Annotated in this window: 17 protein-coding genes; 9 read left to right on the forward strand and 8 right to left on the reverse strand. The window is 67.9% G+C overall.

Translation table 11 applies throughout. The features are described 5' to 3' along the window. Positions 1 to 73: 73 nt before the first annotated feature. Together AB0M24_RS22005 and AB0M24_RS22010 are read right to left on the reverse strand one after the other, a co-directional pair. Positions 74 to 499 (reverse strand): DUF1761 domain-containing protein, encoded by a 426-nt coding sequence (locus tag AB0M24_RS22005; protein ID WP_363770600.1) that lies wholly within the window; start codon positions 497 to 499, stop codon positions 74 to 76. 82 nt (positions 500 to 581) lie between these two features. Further along, positions 582 to 2,036 (reverse strand): S8 family serine peptidase, encoded by a 1,455-nt coding sequence (locus AB0M24_RS22010; protein WP_363770603.1) that lies wholly within the window; start codon positions 2,034 to 2,036, stop codon positions 582 to 584. A gap of 202 nt (positions 2,037 to 2,238) precedes the next feature. Here AB0M24_RS22010 and AB0M24_RS22015 point away from each other — a divergent pair, with 202 nt between their 5' ends. Further along, the gene (locus tag AB0M24_RS22015; RefSeq protein ID WP_363770606.1) at positions 2,239 to 2,775 is read left to right on the forward strand and encodes a hypothetical protein; all 537 of its coding nucleotides are present in this window, start codon (positions 2,239 to 2,241) and stop codon (positions 2,773 to 2,775) included. A gap of 60 nt (positions 2,776 to 2,835) precedes the next feature. Here AB0M24_RS22015 and AB0M24_RS22020 read toward each other — a convergent pair whose 3' ends face one another. Together AB0M24_RS22020 and AB0M24_RS22025 are read right to left on the reverse strand one after the other, a co-directional pair. Continuing rightward, on the reverse strand, positions 2,836 to 5,637 hold the full coding sequence (locus AB0M24_RS22020; RefSeq protein ID WP_363770609.1) for an aconitate hydratase: 2,802 nt from the start codon (positions 5,635 to 5,637) through the stop codon (positions 2,836 to 2,838). A 132-nt stretch (positions 5,638 to 5,769) separates the two neighbouring features. Further along, positions 5,770 to 7,104, reverse strand: a complete 1,335-nt coding sequence (locus AB0M24_RS22025) for an aldehyde dehydrogenase family protein (RefSeq protein WP_363770612.1) — start codon at positions 7,102 to 7,104, stop codon at positions 5,770 to 5,772. A gap of 220 nt (positions 7,105 to 7,324) precedes the next feature. On the opposite strand from AB0M24_RS22025, the gene AB0M24_RS22030 reads away from it, so the two are divergent. From AB0M24_RS22030 to AB0M24_RS22045, 4 genes are read left to right on the forward strand one after another with little or no spacing between them, the layout of a single operon-like run. Next, positions 7,325 to 8,452: a sugar ABC transporter substrate-binding protein gene (locus AB0M24_RS22030; protein WP_363770615.1), complete on the forward strand. Its 1,128-nt coding sequence runs from the start codon at positions 7,325 to 7,327 to the stop codon at positions 8,450 to 8,452. A gap of 47 nt (positions 8,453 to 8,499) precedes the next feature. Continuing rightward, a complete protein-coding gene (locus AB0M24_RS22035) occupies positions 8,500 to 9,705 on the forward strand; it encodes a sugar ABC transporter substrate-binding protein (protein ID WP_363770618.1) in 1,206 nt (401 codons plus the stop codon). Further along, entirely contained in the window at positions 9,705 to 10,514 is an 810-nt protein-coding gene (locus AB0M24_RS22040) for a sugar ABC transporter permease (RefSeq protein ID WP_363770621.1), read from the forward strand. Before AB0M24_RS22035 ends, AB0M24_RS22040 begins: the two co-directional genes overlap by 1 nt. Next, positions 10,511 to 11,260 carry a carbohydrate ABC transporter permease gene (locus AB0M24_RS22045; RefSeq protein WP_363770624.1) on the forward strand — a complete coding sequence of 250 codons (750 nt, stop codon included), beginning with the start codon at positions 10,511 to 10,513 and terminating at the stop codon, positions 11,258 to 11,260. Before AB0M24_RS22040 ends, AB0M24_RS22045 begins: the two co-directional genes overlap by 4 nt. Here the strand turns inward: AB0M24_RS22045 and AB0M24_RS22050 are convergent. Next, positions 11,250 to 12,104, reverse strand: coding sequence for an AraC family transcriptional regulator (locus AB0M24_RS22050; protein WP_363770627.1), 855 nt, complete (start codon positions 12,102 to 12,104; stop codon positions 11,250 to 11,252). The genes AB0M24_RS22045 and AB0M24_RS22050 overlap by 11 nt on opposite strands. 99 nt (positions 12,105 to 12,203) lie before the next feature. Here AB0M24_RS22050 and AB0M24_RS22055 point away from each other — a divergent pair, with 99 nt between their 5' ends. Then, entirely contained in the window at positions 12,204 to 12,851 is a 648-nt protein-coding gene (locus AB0M24_RS22055) for an alpha/beta fold hydrolase (RefSeq protein WP_363770629.1), read from the forward strand. A 53-nt stretch (positions 12,852 to 12,904) separates the two neighbouring features. Here AB0M24_RS22055 and AB0M24_RS22060 read toward each other — a convergent pair whose 3' ends face one another. Next, positions 12,905 to 13,288, reverse strand: a complete 384-nt coding sequence (locus AB0M24_RS22060; RefSeq protein WP_363770632.1) for a hypothetical protein — start codon at positions 13,286 to 13,288, stop codon at positions 12,905 to 12,907. A gap of 47 nt (positions 13,289 to 13,335) precedes the next feature. Beyond that, positions 13,336 to 14,073: a hypothetical protein gene (locus tag AB0M24_RS22065; protein ID WP_363770635.1), complete on the reverse strand. Its 738-nt coding sequence runs from the start codon at positions 14,071 to 14,073 to the stop codon at positions 13,336 to 13,338. 219 nt (positions 14,074 to 14,292) lie between these two features. On the opposite strand from AB0M24_RS22065, the gene AB0M24_RS22070 reads away from it, so the two are divergent. From AB0M24_RS22070 to AB0M24_RS22080, 3 genes are read left to right on the forward strand one after another with little or no spacing between them, the layout of a single operon-like run. Beyond that, positions 14,293 to 15,003 (forward strand): ATP-binding cassette domain-containing protein, encoded by a 711-nt coding sequence (locus AB0M24_RS22070; RefSeq protein WP_363770637.1) that lies wholly within the window; start codon positions 14,293 to 14,295, stop codon positions 15,001 to 15,003. Further along, the gene (locus AB0M24_RS22075; RefSeq protein ID WP_363770640.1) at positions 15,000 to 15,632 is read left to right on the forward strand and encodes a hypothetical protein; all 633 of its coding nucleotides are present in this window, start codon (positions 15,000 to 15,002) and stop codon (positions 15,630 to 15,632) included. The genes AB0M24_RS22070 and AB0M24_RS22075 overlap by 4 nt, the downstream gene beginning before the upstream one ends. Next, positions 15,632 to 18,409: a BTAD domain-containing putative transcriptional regulator gene (locus AB0M24_RS22080; protein WP_363770643.1), complete on the forward strand. Its 2,778-nt coding sequence runs from the start codon at positions 15,632 to 15,634 to the stop codon at positions 18,407 to 18,409. Before AB0M24_RS22075 ends, AB0M24_RS22080 begins: the two co-directional genes overlap by 1 nt. Here AB0M24_RS22080 and AB0M24_RS22085 read toward each other — a convergent pair. Further along, positions 18,329 to 19,630: an FAD-dependent monooxygenase gene (locus AB0M24_RS22085; protein ID WP_363770646.1), complete on the reverse strand. Its 1,302-nt coding sequence runs from the start codon at positions 19,628 to 19,630 to the stop codon at positions 18,329 to 18,331. The two genes, AB0M24_RS22080 and AB0M24_RS22085, sit on opposite strands and share 81 nt — an antisense overlap. Positions 19,631 to 19,639 lie beyond the last annotated feature (9 nt).

Genomic DNA, 19,639 nt, shown 5'->3' on the forward strand with positions numbered 1-19,639 from the left:
TTGGCATCGCGGGGTGCAGGTGTGCTGTTACGAGTGGTTCGGGTCCGGACATAACGGTGGTTGATGGATCGCCCTACTGCCACAGCGCGAGGATCACGCTCGCGAGCAGCAGGCCGACGAAGTGATAGCCGGCGCTGATGGCGACCGACGTCATCGCGGCGGGTTTCGTCGAGTCGAACATGCCGGTGACGGCCAGGACCGCCGCCGACAGGCCGATGCCGACGACGATCGCGAGCACGACGGCTTCGCCGAGGGTGTCGGTGCCGGTGGCCGACGCGACCATCGCCGTCGCGAGGGTGGCGACGAAGCACGTGACGAGCGGGACGAGGTAGATGCCCGGGCCCGCGCTCTCGGGGGAGTTTCCGTCCCACCCCATGGCTTTCTGCCAGGCCTTGCCGAAGAGGAACTCGGCGTACCAGAGGGCGCCGAGTCCGAAGTAGACGATGGTGGCGACGATGACGGCGAGCCAGTTGAGGTCGCCGAGGACGCTGAAGCTCATGGTTCCTCCAGCCTTGATCAGGTGCGAGGAATCGTAGATCCGGCGAGGAGGGGCCGCCCGCCGGAACGGACGGCCCGTCCTGCTAGCTCACGGCCTTGAGCGCGTCGATCTCACCCGCGCCGTAGAAGCTGTTGTGCGCCGTTCCGCCCTGGCACGTCTGCGGTTTCCCGCTGTTCTGCGGGAAGGCCGCGTAGATCGACGTGTCGGGGCACGCGAGCGGGTTGGTCGCCTGCTGGAGCTTGGCGGCCGCGCCCGCGCCGCCCTGCCGGCTCAGCAGCAGCGCGGCGACACCGGCCACGTGCGGACCGGCCATCGAGGTTCCCTGCAGGTAGCAGTACTTCGCGCCGTTCTCGACGACCTCACGTGCACACGGCACGTAGCTCGGGTACGTCGACAGCACCCGGCCGTTCGGGGCGGCCGCGGTCAGTTGCAGGCGTGCGTCGCCGCCCGGTGCGGCCACATCGGCCGTGGAGACGCCGTAGCTCGAGTAGTACGACTTGAGCCGGAGGTTGCCCGTCGCCGTCACGCCGATGACACCGGGTACCTCGACCGGGACGACCGCGCAGGCGTTGGTGATCTCCCGTTCCTGCTCGCTGCCGGGCGGGAAGTCGGGGCTGATCACGTCGACCTCGGGGTGCGACAGGTCGGTGCTGTCGTTGCCCTGGGAGGCCACGACCACCACGCCCTTGGACTGCGCGTACCGGATCGCCCTGCGCTCGGCCTTCCAGATCGCGCGCTGTTCGGCGTCGTTGCGGCAGTTGAAGAGCCACGGGTCGGCGAAGTAGCTGTTGTTGGTGACGTTGATGCCCTTCGCGGCAGACCACATGTACGAGCAGATGACCATCTCCGGGAAGAAGTAGCCGTCGTCGTTGCTCGTCTTCACACCGGCGATGCGCACGTTCGGCGCCACGCCGACGATGCCCGTGCCGTTCGCGGCCGCGGCGATGGTGCCGGCCGTGTGCGTGCCGTGGCCGACCTGGTCGTTGCCGGGCAGCAACGGTGTCGGCGCACCGCTGGAGCAGTCCGCGCTGCGCGTGTCGTCGTAGTTCGGGGCGAGGTCGGGGTGGGTGAAGTCGAGGCCGGTGTCGAGCGTGGCCACGACGATCTGCCTGCTGCCGGGCGTGACCTGGTGCGCCTGCGGCACGTTGATCTGCTGCATGTCCCACTGCAGACCGGACAGCGAGTCGCCCCACGTGGCGGCGGCCGTGACGGCTTCGGTGCCGTCGGACTGGTCCGGTGCGGCCTGGACACCGAGTCCTGTCGTCGCGGCGACGCCCTCGACCTGACCGTTCTGCTTCAGCGCGGCGGCGAAACCGCTGCTCGACGAGCGGGCGATCACGACGCCGATCTGGCTGTAGTTGGCGACAACGGTGCCGCCGGCGCTCGCGATGGTGCTCGCGGCGTTCGGCGACGAGGCGCCCTCGCGGTAGAGGACGACGTAGGTGGACTCCGTCGCGGCACCGGCCTGGATCGCCGGGGCGACACAAAGAGCCGCCCCGAGACCGGCGGCGGCCAGCAATGCTCGTGGACGATTCAACAAATGTCTCACCGCTTCCCGTAGTAAGGGTGTTCACGGGGAAATCGAATCGGCGAGAAATTTGTTACTTCACATGCAACCCGCATTTGATCGACTACCGAAAGATTAATTCTGTTAATGTGAGCACCCGCTTGATGGCGGTATGAGCGAGCCGCGCGCGAGAGGAAGATTCGTTCTTCGTCGAACAACGAAGGAGTGGATCATGTCGCGAAGAACGAGACTGCTCGCCGTGCTTGTCCTCGCCGCCGGCAGCGTGCTGGTAGGTGCGCCCGCGCAGGCCGACGTGTACGCGGTCGTGTGCACGGGAGGCGGGCTGAACCTGCACGTGGTGAACGGCAACGCCACCGTGTCGGGCGAGGTCACGGACTGCGTGTCCCCGTTGGACGGCGACATCGAGTCCGCGACCATCAGCGGCTCGGGCCACGTCGCGGTCGGTCTGGGCGGCGTGCTGGTGGTGGAGACCACCGACAGGATCGACTGGAACACCGGGGACTGCACGACCGTGGACGAGACGCGGACCGTCGTCCGGCTCGGTTCGACCCTCACCTTGGCGGGAACGGGTGTGACCCTCTCCGGTCTGTTCTACCCCTCGACCGAGGCCGAGGTCGGCACCGGCGGCGGTGGTGATCTCAACGGGAACACGAACGGGAACGGGAATTGGGGTTCGTTCAACGGCAACGACAACGGGAACTACAGCAGCAATTACAACGGCAACGTCAACGGGAACGGCTACTGCTGAGATCGACACGACGAAGGCCCGCCCGGAACTCGTCCGGACGGGCCTTCGCGTTGGTGGTGACTAGCTGCGGACCATCTTGCGCAGCACGTACTGCATGATGCCGCCGTTGCGGTAGTAGTCGGCCTCACCGGGGGTGTCGATGCGGACGACTGCGTCGAACTCGACCTTCGCACCGTCGGTCTTCGTGGCGGTCACGTGCACCGTCGACGGCGTGGTGCCGTTGTTGAGCTCCGTGAGGCCGGTGAAGTCGAACGTCTCGGTGCCGTCGAGGCCCAGGGACGCGGCGTTCTGGCCGGCGGGGAACTGCAGCGGGACGACGCCCATGCCGATCAGGTTCGAGCGGTGGATGCGCTCGTAGGACTCGGCGATGACGGCGCGGACGCCGAGCAGCGAGGTGCCCTTGGCGGCCCAGTCGCGGGACGAGCCCGAGCCGTACTCCTTGCCCGCGAGGACGACCAGCGGGACGCCGGCGGCCGCGTAGCTGACCGAGGCGTCGTAGATGGTGGTCTGCGGGGCGCCGTCGGCCAGGAAGTCGCGGGTGAAACCGCCCTGGACGTCGTCGAGGAGCAGGTTGCGCAGGCGGATGTTCGCGAACGTGCCGCGGATCATGACCTCGTGGTTGCCGCGGCGGGAGCCGTAGGAGTTGAAGTCCTTGCGCTCGACGCCGTGCTCGGTGAGGTACTTGCCGGCGGGTGAGTCGGCCTTGATCGAGCCGGCGGGGGAGATGTGGTCGGTGGTGACCGAGTCGCCCAAAAGCGCCAGCACGCGGGCGCCCGCGATGTCGGTTACCGGGGCCGGCTCCATCTCCATGCCCTCGAAGTACGGGGGCTTGCGGACGTAGGTGGACTCGGTGTCCCACTCGAACGTGTTGCCGGTCGGCGTGGGCAGCGACTGCCAGCGCTCGTCACCGGAGAACACGTTGGTGTAGCCCTTGGTGAAGCCCTCCGCGGAGATCGAGGTCGAGATGACCTCGGCGATCTCCGCCGGCGACGGCCAGATCTCGGAGAGGTACACCGGCTTGCCGTCACCATCAAAACCGAGCGGCTCGGTGGTGATGTCCTTGTCCATCGAACCGGCCAGCGCGTACGCCACGACGAGCGGCGGCGACGCGAGGTAGTTCATCTTGATGTCCGGGTTGATCCGGCCCTCGAAGTTGCGGTTGCCGGACAGCACCGAGACGACCGCGAGGTCGCCCTGCTGGACACCGGCCGAGATCTCCTCCTGCAGCGGGCCCGAGTTGCCGATGCAGGTGGTGCAGCCGTAGCCGACCAGGTGGAAGCCGAGCTTCTCCAGGTACGGCATGAGGCCCGCGCGCTCGTAGTAGTCCATGACGACCTTCGAGCCCGGCGCCAGGGTCGTCTTGACCCACGGCTTGCGCTCGAGGCCGCGCTCGACGGCCTTCTTCGCGAGAAGGGCGGCGCCGAGCATCACGGACGGGTTCGAGGTGTTGGTGCACGAGGTGATCGCGGCGATCGCCACGGCGCCGTGGTCCAGCTCGAACTCGTTGCCGTCGACCGTGACCTTGATCGGGTTCGACGTGCGGCCGTGCGAGCCCTCGGCGGCCGACTGGAGCGCGGTGCCGTTGGTCATGCCCTCGTGCAGCGCGGCCGGGTCGGACGCCGGGAACGTCTCGTCGATCGCCTCGTCCACCTCGGACTTGGGCTCGTCGGTGACGTAGGCGCTGAGCGCGGCGCGGAAGGACTCCTTGGCGCTGGTCAGCTCGATGCGGTCCTGCGGGCGCTTCGGGCCGGCGATGGACGGGACGACCGTCGCCAGGTCCAGCTCCAGCGTCTCGGAGTACACGGCCTCGCGGGACGGGTCGTGCCAGAGGCCCTGCTCCTTGGCGTAGGCCTCGACGAGCGCGATCTGCTCCTCGGAACGGCCGGTCAGGCGCAGGTAGTCGATGGTCTCGCCGTCGATCGGGAAGATGCCGACCGTGGAGCCGAACTCCGGCGACATGTTGCCGATGGTGGCGCGGTTCGCGAGCGGCACGGCGCCGACGCCCTCGCCGTAGAACTCGACGAACTTGCCGACGACGCCCTGCTTGCGCAGCATCTCGGTGATCGTGAGCACGAGGTCGGTGGCGGTGGCGCCCGCGGGCAGCTCACCGGAGAGCTTGAAGCCCACGACGCGCGGGATCAGCATGGAGACCGGCTGGCCGAGCATCGCGGCCTCGGCCTCGATGCCGCCGACGCCCCAGCCCAGCACGCCGATGCCGTTGACCATCGTGGTGTGCGAGTCGGTGCCGACCAGGGTGTCCGGGTACGCCTGGCCGTTGCGGACCATCACGACGCGCGCGAGGTGCTCGATGTTGACCTGGTGCACGATGCCGGTGCCGGGCGGGACGACCTTGAACTCGTCGAACGCGGTCTGGCCCCAGCGCAGGAACTGGTAGCGCTCCTTGTTGCGCTGGTACTCCAGGTCGACGTTCAGCTCGAACGCGTCCGGGCGGCCGAAGATGTCGGCGATGACCGAGTGGTCGATCACGAGCTCGGCGGGGGCGAGCGGGTTCACCTTCTCGGCGTCGCCGCCCAGCTGGGTGACGGCTTCACGCATGGTGGCGAGGTCGACGACACACGGCACACCGGTGAAGTCCTGCATCACGACGCGGGCCGGCGTGAACTGGATCTCGGTGTTCGGCTCGGCGGTGGGGTCCCAGTTGGCGAGCGCGCGCACGTGGTCGGCGGTGATGTTCGCGCCGTCCTCGGTCCGCAGCAGGTTCTCCAGCAGGATCTTCAGGCTGAACGGAAGACGCTCTGCGCCCTCCACGGCGCTCAGCCGGAACACCTCGTAGGAGGAGTCGCCGACGTTGAGCGTGCCGCGGGCGCCGAAGCTGTCCTTACTAGTCACGTGCAACTCCATCTGGTGACAGCGCGGTGGTCAGTTCGGGGTACGGGGCAAGTCTTCCTCACCGGGTCGACCAGTGCCCCTCGACCCCAAACAGTACGCGTGTCCTGTTAGCCGCTTCAAGCCAGGTTGCCCTAAGTCACTGCGTCAGCGTTGCAACCCGATCCACCTGCGCCGCGTGAACTCGTCAAGATCGATGTCGTCGGCGTCGGTCGGACGTGGCCCAGCGTCGTTCACGTGGACGTTCTTGCTGTGCAGCTGCTGCGCGAACGCGAGACCGCGCACGAGGTCGCCGGTGTGCACCGCGTTCACGAGCGCCTGGCAGGAGTTGGTCAGCTCCAACGCCTCAGCCTCGTCGTCTGCCGCCGTCACAGGTGCGACGGGACCGAAGACCTCCTCGATGAACAACGGCATCTCCGGAGTCACGCCCACGACGACTGTCGGTTCGTAGAAGAGGTCCTCGAACTTGCCGCCGATGACCACCTGGGCTCCCATGTCGACAGAGCGTGACAACAGCGAGTGCACACGGTCACGTTGCTCGGCGCTGATCAACGGGCCGAGATCGACACCGGGGTGAGCGGGGTTGCCGACGACGAGTTGGCCTGCGCGGCGCACGAGAAGGTCCACGTAGGAGTCGTGCAGTGTGCGGTCGACGATGTGCCGTGACGACGAGATGCACGTCTGGCCTTGGAAATCGAACGATGACCACGCGCCGCACGTGGCCGCCTTCTCCACGTCGGCGTCGTCGAGCACGACGAAAGCGTTGGAGCCGCCCAGTTCCAACGAGGTGCGGCGCAGTCCCGCGATCGAGGTCAGGAGCCGCCCGATCTCGTTCGACCCGGTGAAGTGGATCAGCGCGACGTCCGGGTGCTCGGCGAGCGGCTGCCCGGCATCCGGTCCGAGGCCGGTGACGACGTTGAAGACGCCGGGAGGAACGCCTGCCTCGGCGGCGACTTCGGCGAGCAACTGCCCACCCGCGATCGGCGTCAGTTCGGCCGGTTTCAGCACGACCGCGTTGCCGGCGGCGAGAGCGGGGGCGACGGCGCGCATCGCCAGAACGAGAGGGAAGTTCCACGGCGTGATCACGCCGACGACGCCGAGCGGAACGCGTTCGAGCAACGTGAGCTTGCCGGGCTTCGGCGAGGGCTGAACGTCCCCTCGCGACAGTGCTCCCAACGACGCGCAGATCTGCAGGCGGTTGATCGCCGCGGTCACCTCGCCGCGAGCTTTCGCCACCACTCCACCGGTTTCCTGAATGAGCATCGAGACGAAATCGTCCACACGGGACTCCAGCAGTGCGGCCATCCGGCGCAGCACCGCCGCTCGTTCGGCGGGCAAGCGAGCCGCCCAGGAGGGCTGTGCGGAGAGCGCGCTCGCCACGGCCAGCCGAACATCATCTACACCGCCGAGCGCATATGTGCCGATCTTTGTGCCGGTCGCTTTCTCGAACACGTCGGCGGTTATCTCGCGGGCGGATACCACGAAATCTCCACCGATGTAATGCCGTCCATTGGACATGCGCATTGCGACTTCCGATCTTGACAGCCTGTCAAGGCAGGAGTAGGACCTGTTCGACCCAAACGGTAAGCGCTTACCTGTGGAATGGAACTTCTGCATGAGCGGAATGCGAGCAGTCCTCCTAATCGCCCTCCTATTCGTTTCCGCCTGCAGTGGGAGCACGTCGTCCAGTGATAGGACGACTTTGACGTGGTGGGACTACTTCGGATACTCGCCCGCATCGGATCAAGCGGTCAAGACGCTGATCGAGAGGTATGAGAAGGCGCATCCGGACATTCAGATCAAACGGACGTCCATCGGGTTCGCGGACTTCCACGCGAAGATCGTGCAAGCGGCGGCGTCCGGCACGTTCCCGGACATCGCGGCCGTCGACTCCCCGGACGTTCCCCTGCTCGCGAGTCAGCGGGCGATCGCCGACGTCAGCGCGAAGTTCGACGCCTGGAGCCTGGGCGGCCAGTTCCTCGAACGCGTCCGCGAGGGCGTGAAGCACGACGGCAAGTACTTCGGGGTTCCGCTGCGCAGCAACACCACCGCGTTGCTCTACAACAAGAAGCTCTTCTCCGGCACACCTCCGACGACGTGGGCGGAGCTGAGGGCCGCGGCGAAGGCGAGCACCACCGACAAAACCGCTGGTCTGTGCTTCGCCGCCGCCGCGAACGAGCAGCTCACGTTCAACTTCCTGCCGTTCGTCTGGCAGGCGGGTGGCGATCTCAAGACCATCGGCGACACCGCCACCACCGACGCGCTCGGGTTCGTGAACTCGCTGGTCAACGACGATAAGAGCGTGCCGAAGCAGGTGCTGCAGTGGGGTCACTCGGATGCGCAGAAGGCGTTCGAGGAGGGCAGGTGCGCCCTGATGATCAACGGTCCCTGGGTGATCCCCGGGCTCAAGAAGGCCGGGCTCGACTGGGGCGCCGCCGCGCTGCCGAAGGGGAGCGCCGGCGCGGCCTCCCCGCTCGGCGGCGAGGTGTGGGTCGTCGGTGCCAAGACGAAGAACCTCGACGCCGCCTGGAACGTGCTGACCTGGCTCGCCGAGAACAAGGAGAACGCCGCGGAGATCGGCGGCGGACTCGGTTCCGTGCCCAACCGCACGGACACTCTCACCGACCAGGCCTGGCAATGGGATCCGGCCGTCGCCGCGTTCGCCGGGCAAATGTCGACCGCGAGACCTCGCAGTGTGTACGGACCGCAGTACCCGCAGCTCTCCGAAGCTGTGTGGACCATGACCCAACAGGTGCTCACGGGCGCCAAGAACCCGCAAGACGCCGCTGCCGACGCCAAGAACCGAATCCAACCATTGCTGGGGAAGTAGTGCGAAAATCCAAAAAGCACTTCCGGTTCGTCTTGACAGCACTTGCCATGACGCTCATGGCGTCCTGCGCCAGTGGCACGGCGGAAAGTGAGAGCCCCTCCGAAAGAACGATCACGTGGTGGGACTACTTCGGCTACTCGCCGGTGTCCAACCAGGCCGTCGACACCCTGATCGCGCGCTACCAGCAGGAGCACCCGAACGTCCACGTCAAGCGGACGGCCATCAAGTTCGGCGAGTTCCACCAGAAGATCGTCGAGGCCGAGGGCTCCGGCACGTTCCCGGACATCGCCGTCGTGGACACGTCCGACGTGCCGTGGCTCGCGAGCCAGAACGCGATCGCGAACCTCACGCCGCAGTTCAAGCGCTGGGACAAGGGCAACCAGTTCCTGGAGCCCGTGCTCGACAGCGTGACGCACCAGGACAACCTCTTCGGCGTCCCGCTGCGCAGCAACACCACCGCGCTGATCTACAACAAGGATCTGTTCGCCCAGGCGAACCTGCAGAACCCACCCACGACCTGGGACCAGATGCGGGCGAACGCGAAGACGCTCACCAGGGACGGCAGGCACGGGCTGTGCTTCGGCGCGGCGGCCGACGAGACGCTGACGTTCAACTTCCTGCCGCTGCTGTGGCAGGCGGGCGGCGACGTCTCGACGATCGCGGAGAAGCCCGGTGTGGACGCGCTCGCGCTGCTCGACACGTTCTTCAACAAGGACCAGAGCGTGCCGAAGGAAGCTCTCAAGTGGAGCCACTCCGACGCGCAGAAAGCCTTTGAGCAGGGCAAGTGCGCCATGATGATCAACGGGCCGTGGGTGCTGCCGTCGGTCGCCAAGCAGCCGTTCCAGTGGGGCACCGCGCCGCTGCCGTCCGGCGAGAAGGGCGTGTTCTCGCCGCTGGGCGGGGAAGCCTGGGTGATCGGCAGCCGCAGCCCCAACGCCGACGTGGCGTGGGACGTCCTGCAGTGGCTCGCCGAGTCCCGCAACAGCGCCAAGGAGCTCGGCGGCGGCCTCGGCGCGATCCCGAACCGCAACGACACCCTCAACGACCCCGTGTGGAAGTGGGGACCGGGCGTCGGCGCGTACATCAGCGAGATGCTGTCCACGCGCTCGCGCAGCAACTACGGGCCCCAGTACTCCAAGGTGTCCGAGGCCGTGTGGACGATGACGCACCAGGTCGTGAAGGGCGAGAAGAAACCTCAGTCCGCGGCCAGCGAGGCGGCGGCCAAGATCAGGCCGTTGCTGCCCACCAGTTGATGAGAGCCGGATACCTGTTCGTCGCACCAGCAGTGCTGTTCCTCGCGGCACTGCTGGTGTATCCCGTTGTGCTCAACGTCGTGATGTCGTTCCAGGACGTCACGGCGGCCACGATGCTGACAGGCTCGGACTGGGTGGGCGTCGAGAACTACCGCGCGGCGTTCGCGGACGAGCTGTTCGTGACGGCGGCGTGGCACTCGGCGGTGTTCGCGGGTGCGTCGGTGACGGTGCAGCTTCTCCTCGGGCTGGCGCTGGCGTTGTTCTACGCGCAGGTTTTCCCTGGTGCGCGGGTGTTCCGGTCGTTGTTCATGGTGGCGTACGCGATTCCGGTGGTGGTGTCGGCGGAGCTGTTCCGGTGGCTGTTCTCGGGGCCGGGCTGGCTCGTGGACACCTCATTGGTGTTGCCCGCGCTGGTTGGCATCCAGTGCTGGCTCGGCGTGCCGTTCGTGATGGTGTCGCTGCTGGCCGGGCTGACCGCCGTGCCGAGGGTGCTGCACGAGGCCGCGATGATCGACGGAGCCGGTGCGTGGCAACGGTTCCGGGCGGTCACGTGGCCGTTGCTGCGGCCGACCCTGCTGGCGACGGCGGTGTTGTCGGCGATCTTCACGCTCAAGTCGTTCGACCTGGTGTGGATCGCGACGCAGGGTGGCCCGGCGAACGCGTCGGAGATCCTGCCGACGCTGGCGTACCGGCTGGTGTTCGGGAGTTTCCTGTTCGGGAAGGGCGCGGCGGTGCTCAACGTCGTGTTCGCGGCTCTGTTCGTGTTGTCGCTGCTGTATCTCCGCGCGCAACGGCGGGAGGCGCGGTGAGGACCGTCGTCGGGTTCGTGCTGGTCGCGGTGTACCTGCTGCCGGTCGGCGTGATGGTCGCGTATCCCGACAACGACGCGTGGACGGAACGGATCCTCGGCGACGAACGGGTCTTCCGGTACGTGCTCAACAGCGTCGTGGTCGCGTCCGGGACGTGCGCACTGACGTTGCTGCTGGCTGTTCCCGCCGCGTATGCGTTGGCGCGCTTGCCGTTGCGGGGCAAGCCGGTGCTCATGCTGCTGATGCTGTCGTCGCTGATGTTCCCGGCGATCATGCTGGCGACGCCGTTGTTCGTGGTGTTCTCGCGGCTGGGGCTGACCGACACGTACCTGGGCCTGATCCTCGCTGACACGACGCTGGCGCTGCCTTACGCGATCGTGTTGCTGCGACCGGCTTTCGCTGCGGTGCCGCGTGAGTTCGGCGAGGCGGCGGTGATCGACGGGTGTTCGCAGTTCGGCGTGTTCTGGCGGGTGATCCTGCCGTTGGTGCTGCCGGGCGTGGCAACCGTTGCGGTGCTTGCGTTCCTGTGGGGCTGGGGCGATCTGGTGTTCGCGTTGACGCTGGCCACCGACGATGAGATGCGACCCGTGACGACAGGGCTGTGGGGGTTCTTCGGCGCCACGACGTCGGACTGGGGCGGGGCGATGGCGTTCGCGACCGTGGCGATGATTCCGCCGCTGGGTGTCTTCCTGGTGTCGCAACGGCTTGTGGTCGCGGGCGTGGCGTCGGGCGGCACTAAGGGTTAGCGCGGTACTCGCCCGGCGATCTGCCCGTGAACCGCTTGAACGCCGCGCTGAACGCGCTTTCGGTGCGATAGCCGACGGTAGAGGCGATCACCGCGACCGTGTCCTTGGTGTCCCTGAGCGCTTTGGCGGCCGTGTGCATCCTGAGCTGCAGGAGGTAGTCGAGCGGGGTCAGGCCGACGGTCTCCTTGAAGTGCACGAAGAACGTCGACCGGGACATGGCGGCTTTGGCCGCGAGCTCGTTGACCGTCCACGGGTGCGCGATGTCCTCGTGGAGTGCCTTGAGCGCCGGTCCCAGCTGCGGGTGCAGCTCGGCGCTGTGGCTCCGGTCGCGCAGGACCTGGAGCAGCAGCACCTGGAAGAGCCGGTCGAGGATCATCCTGCTGCCGTCGATCTCGGCCCTGATCAGCGCGATGGTGGCCTGCGCGGTGCTGGTGCCCGCCTGGACGTGGAGAAACGGCGGCAGGATCCGGAGCAGCCCGCCGGCATCGGGTTCGCACACGAAACCGGCGCCGAGCAACGTGGTGTCGTGGCCCTGGCCGATGCGTCCGACGTCGCGGGGCGTGCCGTCGGCGTGGTCGTAGACCGGGGCCGCGAACACCGACGGCGTGTCCGGGTCGCTCGCGATGCGGTACGGGCGCTTGCCGGCGATCACGTAGCAGTCGCCCTGCTCGGCCCAGAAGCTCTCGTCGCCCACCGTGATGTGCACGCGGCCCTGGACGACGACCTCGACGCGCAGGTCCAGCCGTCCGACGAAGTGCAGCGCCCAATGCCCGCCCGCGTGCAGGGGCGTCGCGACCACCCAGTTCACGCCCAACGTCGACAGGACGTGCTCGAGCGGGTTCACGAGGCTCGGACTCTCCCGACAGGACGGCGGACTCTCGACGGTGTCGCTGCTGATCTTGTCTGGTTAGCGTACGGCCAAACGGCTGACGAGGGAGATTCGATGGACCGCGGGAACGTTCTGCTCGTGCACGGCGCCTGGCACGGGTCGTGGTGCTGGGAGCTGCTGGTTCCCGAACTGGAGGCGCGCGGGTGGACGCCGTCGGTGATCGACCTGCCGAGCACGTCCGGGTCTCCGTCGGCGGGAGTCGCCGAGGACGCCGAGGCCGTGCGGGAGGCGCTGGCCGGTCTGGACGGGCCGGTGATGGTGCTGGCTCATTCGTACGCCGGAATCCCGGTCGGGGAGGCCGCGGGTTCGGCCGACCGGCTCGTCTACCTCGCCGCGCACATGCTGGAGCCGGGTGAGTGCGTCGCGGACGTGCTGGGCGGGACGTGGTTCGAGCCGGGCACGAAGCTGCTGGACGTGCCGGAGGGCTCGCGGGACCTGCTGTTCGCGGACGTGCCGGACGAGTTGGCGGCGTGGGCGGTCTCGCGGTTGAAGCCGCAGAGCGCGCGGGTGTTCGACGACGTGGTGACGGCGGCGGCGTGGAAGACCGTGCCGACGTTGTCGATCGTGTGCTCCGAGGACGTCATCTTCCCGCCGGTGTTCGCGGATCGGCTGCGGGCGGGCAACGTGGTCACGTTGCCGGGGTCGCACTCGCCGTTCCTGGCGCGGCCTGCAGAACTGGCGGAGCTGATCACCCTGGGGTAGCCCGGCCGGGGCCGGAGGAAGTGCGCCGGGCTACCCGCGGCAGGGCGGCGTGGCTACGCGCCGCCGTGGTCCTTGACGACCCTGCGGGTCGCGGCGAAGAGCATGCCGATGTTGACCGACTTCGGGCACACGACGACGGCGACGACGTCCTCGTGGCGGTTGCTGCGGACGAACAGGTGGGTGAGGTTGCTGCTGTTGACGAGGATCTCCTGGAAGTAGTGCTCGGTGCTCGAGATGCCGCGCCGTTCCTTGAAAACGTCCTCGATCATCGTCACCGTGCGGCCCTGGAACAGGTCCAGCGTCGCGCCGGCCAGCAGGTCGAGCACCTCTGACGGGTGACTCTCGGTCGTTTCGAACGACAACAGCATTCCGGTGGCCATGTCGACGACGCCGGCGGCCACACAGCCGGGCACCTCCTGCCTGAGGTGTCTGATCATTGATGTCATCTGGTCGGACAAGGAACTGTTGGTCATCGTCGGCCTCGTCATTTCGGGTTCTTCTCAGGCGGCTTGAACAGTTTCGGCAACAACTGGCGGCGCAACGACCGGGGCAGCGGTTCGTCGTCGACTTCTTCCGGTGGATTGGAGGTGACCGTCAAAAGACCTTCGCCGATCATTCGGCAGATCTCGATCGTCACGGTGTAGACGCTGCGACCGCAGATGAACGCGATGTCGCGCGCGCAGTGCCGGCCGGTCGCGTGGGTGAGGATCTCGGCGCGGACCTGGCTGTGCTCGTGCAGCTCGGCCTCGAGTGTGGGCGCGATGTTCTCGCGGTGCGGTGAGAGCGGGTACGGCAGCGTGTACAGCGAGGTCAACCGGCGTGAGGTCTCCTGCAGCAGGCGGACGGGCTCGATGCCGGAGTTCATCGGGACCACGACGTCGAACAGGTCGCCGGTGAGCGCGCAGTCCTCGATCACGCCGGCGACAGCGGAGAACGTGGCGTCGTGCGTCGCCATCATCGCGATGACGTGCAACGAGGTCGTGCCGACGTTGTCGCGGGGCTGTGCCGATTCGCTGATTCGCCCGGAACGCAACAACAACGTTTCCGGTCCTGGCGCTCCGGAGCTTTCGACGGAGACGACCCAGCCGTTTCTCAGGTGAATTCGTCCGCCGGGATCTCCGGTGATGTGCAGCGTTCCGGTGGCGCGCGAGGCCTCACGTGCGGTCAATGCGCCTGCGAGCAGGTCGAAGGAGAACTGCGTACCGCTTCTCAGCGTTGTCACCCGCATTTCGTAGAACTGGCCTTCGCGCTTCCAGGTTGTTCATCTTTGTTGCCGAGGTGACGGTTTGTCGCCACACTTCACTCGATCGAGTGAAAAGTAAATCGGCTATATCTATTGTGGATACATTTGGCTCTACGGAGAGTTTTGTGCGGTTAACCGGCGTGGCGCGATGACCTGATCTCCCGGCGTGCGGGTCCCGTGAACGGTTATCTTGGCGAGGTGCTCCTCGATCAGGTCTCCAAGCGGTACGGGCGCGGGCCCTGGGTGCTGCGCGACCTCACCCTGGAAGTCTCCGGCCTGACGGTGCTGACCGGCGCGAACGGCACCGGCAAGTCGACGTTGCTCAAGATCGCGGCAGGGGTGCTCAAGCCGTCGTCCGGACGCGTGGTCCGGCCCGCGTCGGTCGGCTACGTGCCGGAGCGTTTTCCTTCTGACGTCAAGATGTCCGCTTCGTCGTACCTGGCGCACATGGGGCGCGTGCGCGGGGCAGCGGCCAACGACGTGTTGGAACGACTGGGGTTCGTCGGGTCGCTGACGGCGCCGATGGCGGAACTGTCGAAGGGCAACACGCAGAAGGTCGCGCTGGCGCAGGCGTTCCTGGCGTCGGACGTGCTCGTGCTCGACGAGCCGTGGACCGGTCTCGACCCGTCGGCCGCCGCGGAACTGGTCTCCATGCTGGAGGGGCGGACGGCGCTGGTGTCCGACCACGAGGGGCACCTGGCGTCGGCGACGCGGGTGGACCTCGCGGGCGGGCACGTGACGATCGAGCTCAGCCGCGTGGTGGGGCTCGATGCGTTGGAGGCGTTGGACGGCGTGCGGTCGGTGCTGTCGCGGGGGTCGTCGGCGCGGGTGGTGGTCGCGCCCGATCGCAGTGACCACGTGCTGGCCGAGGCGTTGCGGCTCGGATGTTCGGTGCGGAGCGTGCGGTGATCTCCCTGGTGCGGTACCTCGCGGCGGATGTGCTGCGGGGGCAACGGTTTCTCGCGCCGATGCTGGTGTTCTTCGGCGTGCTGGGCATGTTGTTCGCGTACGACCCCGGTCCGCAGGTGTCGGCCTACTCGGGCTCGTCGGCGTTGATCTACCCGATCTGCGCGTGGCTGGCCGTGGTGGTGGCGACGTCCGAGGACGTGGTGCGGCGCGAGATCACCGTCGTGTCCGGTGGTGGGTGGCCTCGGGTGTTGACGGCGGTGGCCGCGACCACGGTGCTCTTCGGGCTGACGTTCGCTTTGGTGGCGACGGTGTGGGCGGTGGTCGCCAGTCCGCGTCCATACACGTTCGGGGAGTTCGCTGCCGGGCTTGGCGCGCACGGGGTGTGCGCGTTGCTCGGGGTCGGGGTCGGGTTGTTGTTCGCGCGGCCGGTGTTCGACGCGATCGGGCGGACTGTGTTGTTCGTGTTCGCCGTTGTGGTGTTCACGTATCCGTTGGGGCGCTGGACGCCATTGGGGTGGGTGCTGGACGCGTTGGGGGACAACCAGGTCACGCTGTCCGTGCTGTGGGCCGGGGTGGTCGGGGCTCTTCTGGTGGCGGGTGCCGTTGCCGTCGGTGTGCGGCGGGCTTGATGCGGGTCAACGTTCTCGGGCCGCTGCAGGTCCTCGTCGATGGCGCTCCGGTCGAGGTGCGGGGTCGTCGGCTGCGCTGGTTGCTGCTGCGGTTGGCCATGGAACCCGGGCGGGTTGTTTCCGCGGATCGGCTGATCGCGGATCTGTGGGCTGATGAGTCGCCGGGCGACGGGCCGGCGGCGTTGCAGTCGTTGGTGTCGCGGTTGCGGCGGGCTGTGGGTGCTTCGGCGGTGTCGTCGCACGCGTCGGGGTATCGGCTGGAGGCGTCGACCGACGTCGAGGAGTTCCTGCGGACCCGGTCGGCGGCGTTGTGGCGCGGGGCGGCTTTCGAGGACGCGCCGTTCGCGGTGGACTCGGCGGTCGAGCTGTCGTTGTTGCGGGAGGATTTGCCTGGGCTGGAGGCTCTTGCGGTTGAGCATCCGTTGCGGGAGGACGTGCAGGCGCGGTTGATGCTGGCGCTGCACGCGGCTGGGCGGCGGTCGGACGCGTTGGAGGTGTTCGCTCGGGTTCGTGCCGCGTTGGCGGAGGAGCTCGGGGTGTCGCCGTCCGAGGTGCTGGCTTCCGCGCATGTGACGGTGTTGCAGGAGCGGTCTGTTCGGGGCAACCTGCCTGCTGCCGTTGGGTCGTTCGTGGGACGGGACTCCGATCTGGCTTCGTTGGCGACGTTGTTGCGGGACAACCGGTTGGTGACTTTGACCGGGTTCGGTGGGGTGGGGAAGACGCGGCTGGCGTTGACTCATGCGGCCTCGGTGTCCACGGCCTGGTTCGTCGAGCTGGATTCCTCGGCGGAACCGCTGGCCGCTCTGGATGCTGCGCTGGGGCCGAATCCGTTGGCGACGCCGGTGTTCTCGCGGCTCGGTTCTTCGTTGGTGGTGCTGGACAACTGCGAGCACGTCGTGGACGCGGCGGCTGCGTTGTGCGGTGAGCTTTTGGCTTCTTGCCCTGACGTTCGGGTGCTGGCGACGTCGCGGGAGCCGTTGGGGGTTCCCGGGGAGGTCGTGCATCTGGTGTCGCCGTTGGATCTCGACCATGCGGTTCGGTTGTTCACCGCGCGGGTCGGGGTCGCGCTGGATCTGGACGTGCGGCGGCTTTGTGCTGCGTTGGACGGGATTCCGCTGGCGTTGGAGCTGGCGGCGGCGCGGGCTCGGTCGTTGTCGTCCGCGCAGCTCGAGGCGCGGGTGGACAGCCGGTTGCGGTTGCTGGATCGGGGGCCGCGGACCGGGCCGTTGCGGCATCGGACGTTGCGGGCGGTGATCGACTGGAGCTGGGAGCTGCTGTCGGACGCCGAGCGGTTGTTGCTGGCGCGGCTCGGGGTTTTCGTGGGTGGGGCGACGGCAGCGGCGGTGCACGCGGTGTGCGGGGCAGGCTTGCGCAGGGGTACCCCCTCGCTGGGATCCCCTACATCTCAACGTACTCAGGACCCCCGACAAGATCTTTGGGAAACCGAGGACCTGCTGGCGGCGTTGGTCGAGAAGTCGCTGGTGGTCAGGTCGGGGGAGCGGTACCGGCTGCTGGAGACCGTGCGCGAGTACGCGTTGGAGCAGGGCGAGGCGGATCCGGCTCAGCACGCCGCCTATTACGTGGCGCTGGCCGAGCAGAACGAGCCGTTGCTGCGCGGGCCGCGTCAGCTCGAAGCGCTCAAGATCTTCGACGTCGAACGCGCGAACCTCGACGCCGCGCAGACGTGGGCGGTGCAGCACGACGCGGTGATCGCGCGTCGGATGATGGCCGCGCGGACGTGGCACCTGCTGGTGATGACCAAGCGGTTCGAGGAGATTCGGCGGTGGGCGCCGCTCACACCGGACGATCCGCTGTCGGACGTGCTCATCTCGCTCGGCACGCCGCAGGCCGTCGCGGCGGCGGAGCGGTTGTGGGACGCGGACATGCCCACGGCGTTGTGCGCGTTGATGTTGACCAGCGGGCAGATGTGGGGTGAGGCGGAGCTCGGCACCCGGCTGACGGCGCTGGCGGATCGGCTGGAGCGGTCGGACGACGAGTGGATGCGGGCGTTCTCGGCGCTCCTCCGCGGGATCGTGGCCGGCGAGTTCAGCGACGGGTCGGCGCCGGAGGCCGAGGCCGGGTACCGGAAGGCGCTGGAGAGGTTCCGGGCGGTGGGGGATCGGTGGGCCGTCGTGTTCGGGCTGTCGTGCCTGGTCATGGTGCTGATCAACCGCGGTGCGTACGCCGAGGGGTTCCAGGCCGTGTCCGAGGCGCGCAGGGTGGCAGAGGAGCTCGGGGAGCCGGAGTCCGTGCTGGTGCCGATGTCGGTGCTGGTGCAGACGGCTCGGCTCAAGATCCGGATGGGCGACCTCGACGGGGCGCGGGAGGAACTGGGCCGGGTGCGGGCCTCGTCCCTCGACCTCGACCGGGGGCGGGTGCTGCAAGTCAACGGTGAGCTGGCGTACTTCGACGGCGACTTCCGGCAGGCCGTGACGCTCTTCCGTCAGGCGCTGGACACCACGGTCGGTTCGAGGGCCGGGCAGTTCCGGGCGACCGTCCACGCCGGACTCGGGCTGGCGCTCACGCGGCTCGGGCACCTCGAGGAGGCCGGCCAGGAGCACCGGGAGGCGCTCGAGGCGGTCAAGGAGAGTGCGGACGGGCCTGCCCACGCGATGATCCTGGAGTGGTACGCGGACTGGCTGCTCGCCCAGGGCGACCCCCGGAGTGCGGGGGAGGCCCTGGACAAGGCGGAGAAGCTACGCGGCGGCCCCAGCAGCGACCCGGCGGTGGTGCAGCTGCGTGACCGGGTTCGCGCCGAAGTAGGCGTCGATCGCTGACCGGCCGATGGCGGCGACGTAGCCGTCTGGGCGGACGAGCACCGGGCCGTCGGCGAGCTCCAGCGTCACGAAGTCCGGGCCGCGCAGCAGATCGAAGATCCGGCCCTGAGCGATTTCACCGTCAGGCATGCGGTCGCCCGGCTGCAGTCCGGGGCCGTCCGAGGTCCGGTACGACAACGAGAGCTGCAACGTCTGGTCGTCGCGCTTCGAGAACGGGTCACCGGACGTCATGATCGCGGTCGTCATGCCCAGCAGCCACTCGGCGACGGGCTTGCGTTCGGACTCGTAGGTGTCGAGCAGGGTCTCCATCCCGAGCTTCCAGCCCAGGTTGTACGCGTCCTGGATGCCGGTGTTCATGCCCTGCGCCCCGGCGGGGGAATGCACGTGCGCGGCGTCGCCCGCGAGGAACACCCGGCCGACGCGGAAGCGGTCCACCATCCGGATGTTGGTGCGGTACAACGACACCCACGTCGCGTCGTGCACCACGACGTCGTCCAGGCCGGTGCGTTCGCGGACGATCTCGCGGTACAGCTCCAGTGACGGCTCGCCTGTCCCGGTGGCCTGGAACTGGAAGAGATCGGTGCCGGGCAACGGGCACAGGGCGAGCCACTTGTCCACGCCCCCGCCCCACGAGTGCCAGTAGTCGCGGTCGAGCCCGGAGACGCGGATGTCGCCGACGAGCATCTTGAGGTCGTCCCGGGTCTCACCGACGAACTCCACGCCGAGACGCTTGCGCACGAACGACTTCCCGCCGTCGCAGCCGACGAGGTACTTGGCGCGCACGGTTTCCGAGCCGACAACCGCCGTGATCCCGTCGTCGTCCTGGAAGAACGAGGTCAGTGGCGAGTCGTACTCGACGGGCTGCGGCAACGCCTCGCGCAGGATCTGCTCGACGCGGAACTGCGGGATGAGCATCGTCCTCGCGTACGGGCGCTCAGCCGTGGGATACCTGCCCTCGTGCACGTCCCACTCACGCAGCACCTCGCGGCCGTCGTACGTGCGCATCTTCATGTCGAACCGGCCGGACGCGAGGATCGGCTCGATGACGCCCAGGTCGTGGAAGACCTCCATCGACCGCGGCTGCAGCCCCTTGCCGCGCGAGCCGGCGAACGGCGCGGGCGAGGCGTCGACGATGCGGAACGGGACGCCGCGGCGGGAGAGGTCGAGAGCGAGGGTGAGGCCGGTCGGGCCGGCGCCGATGATCAGAACCTGAGTGTCCATGGCGCCAAC

Source organism: Lentzea sp. NPDC051838 (assembly GCF_040681245.1).
Classification (GTDB): Bacteria; Actinomycetota; Actinomycetes; order Mycobacteriales; family Pseudonocardiaceae; genus Lentzea.

Coding starts and splice junctions, on each gene's coding strand:
- AB0M24_RS22005 (WP_363770600.1), bottom strand. CDS start 499: ATGAGCTTCAGCGTCCTCGGCGACCTCAACTGGCTCGCCGTCATCGTC.
- AB0M24_RS22040 (WP_363770621.1), top strand. CDS start 9,705: ATGAGAGCCGGATACCTGTTCGTCGCACCAGCAGTGCTGTTCCTCGCG.
- AB0M24_RS22035 (WP_363770618.1), top strand. CDS start 8,500: ATGACGCTCATGGCGTCCTGCGCCAGTGGCACGGCGGAAAGTGAGAGC.
- AB0M24_RS22085 (WP_363770646.1), bottom strand. CDS start 19,630: ATGGACACTCAGGTTCTGATCATCGGCGCCGGCCCGACCGGCCTCACC.
- AB0M24_RS22015 (WP_363770606.1), top strand. CDS start 2,239: ATGTCGCGAAGAACGAGACTGCTCGCCGTGCTTGTCCTCGCCGCCGGC.
- AB0M24_RS22020 (WP_363770609.1), bottom strand. CDS start 5,637: ATGGAGTTGCACGTGACTAGTAAGGACAGCTTCGGCGCCCGCGGCACG.
- AB0M24_RS22060 (WP_363770632.1), bottom strand. CDS start 13,288: ATGATCAGACACCTCAGGCAGGAGGTGCCCGGCTGTGTGGCCGCCGGC.
- AB0M24_RS22055 (WP_363770629.1), top strand. CDS start 12,204: ATGGACCGCGGGAACGTTCTGCTCGTGCACGGCGCCTGGCACGGGTCG.
- AB0M24_RS22080 (WP_363770643.1), top strand. CDS start 15,632: ATGCGGGTCAACGTTCTCGGGCCGCTGCAGGTCCTCGTCGATGGCGCT.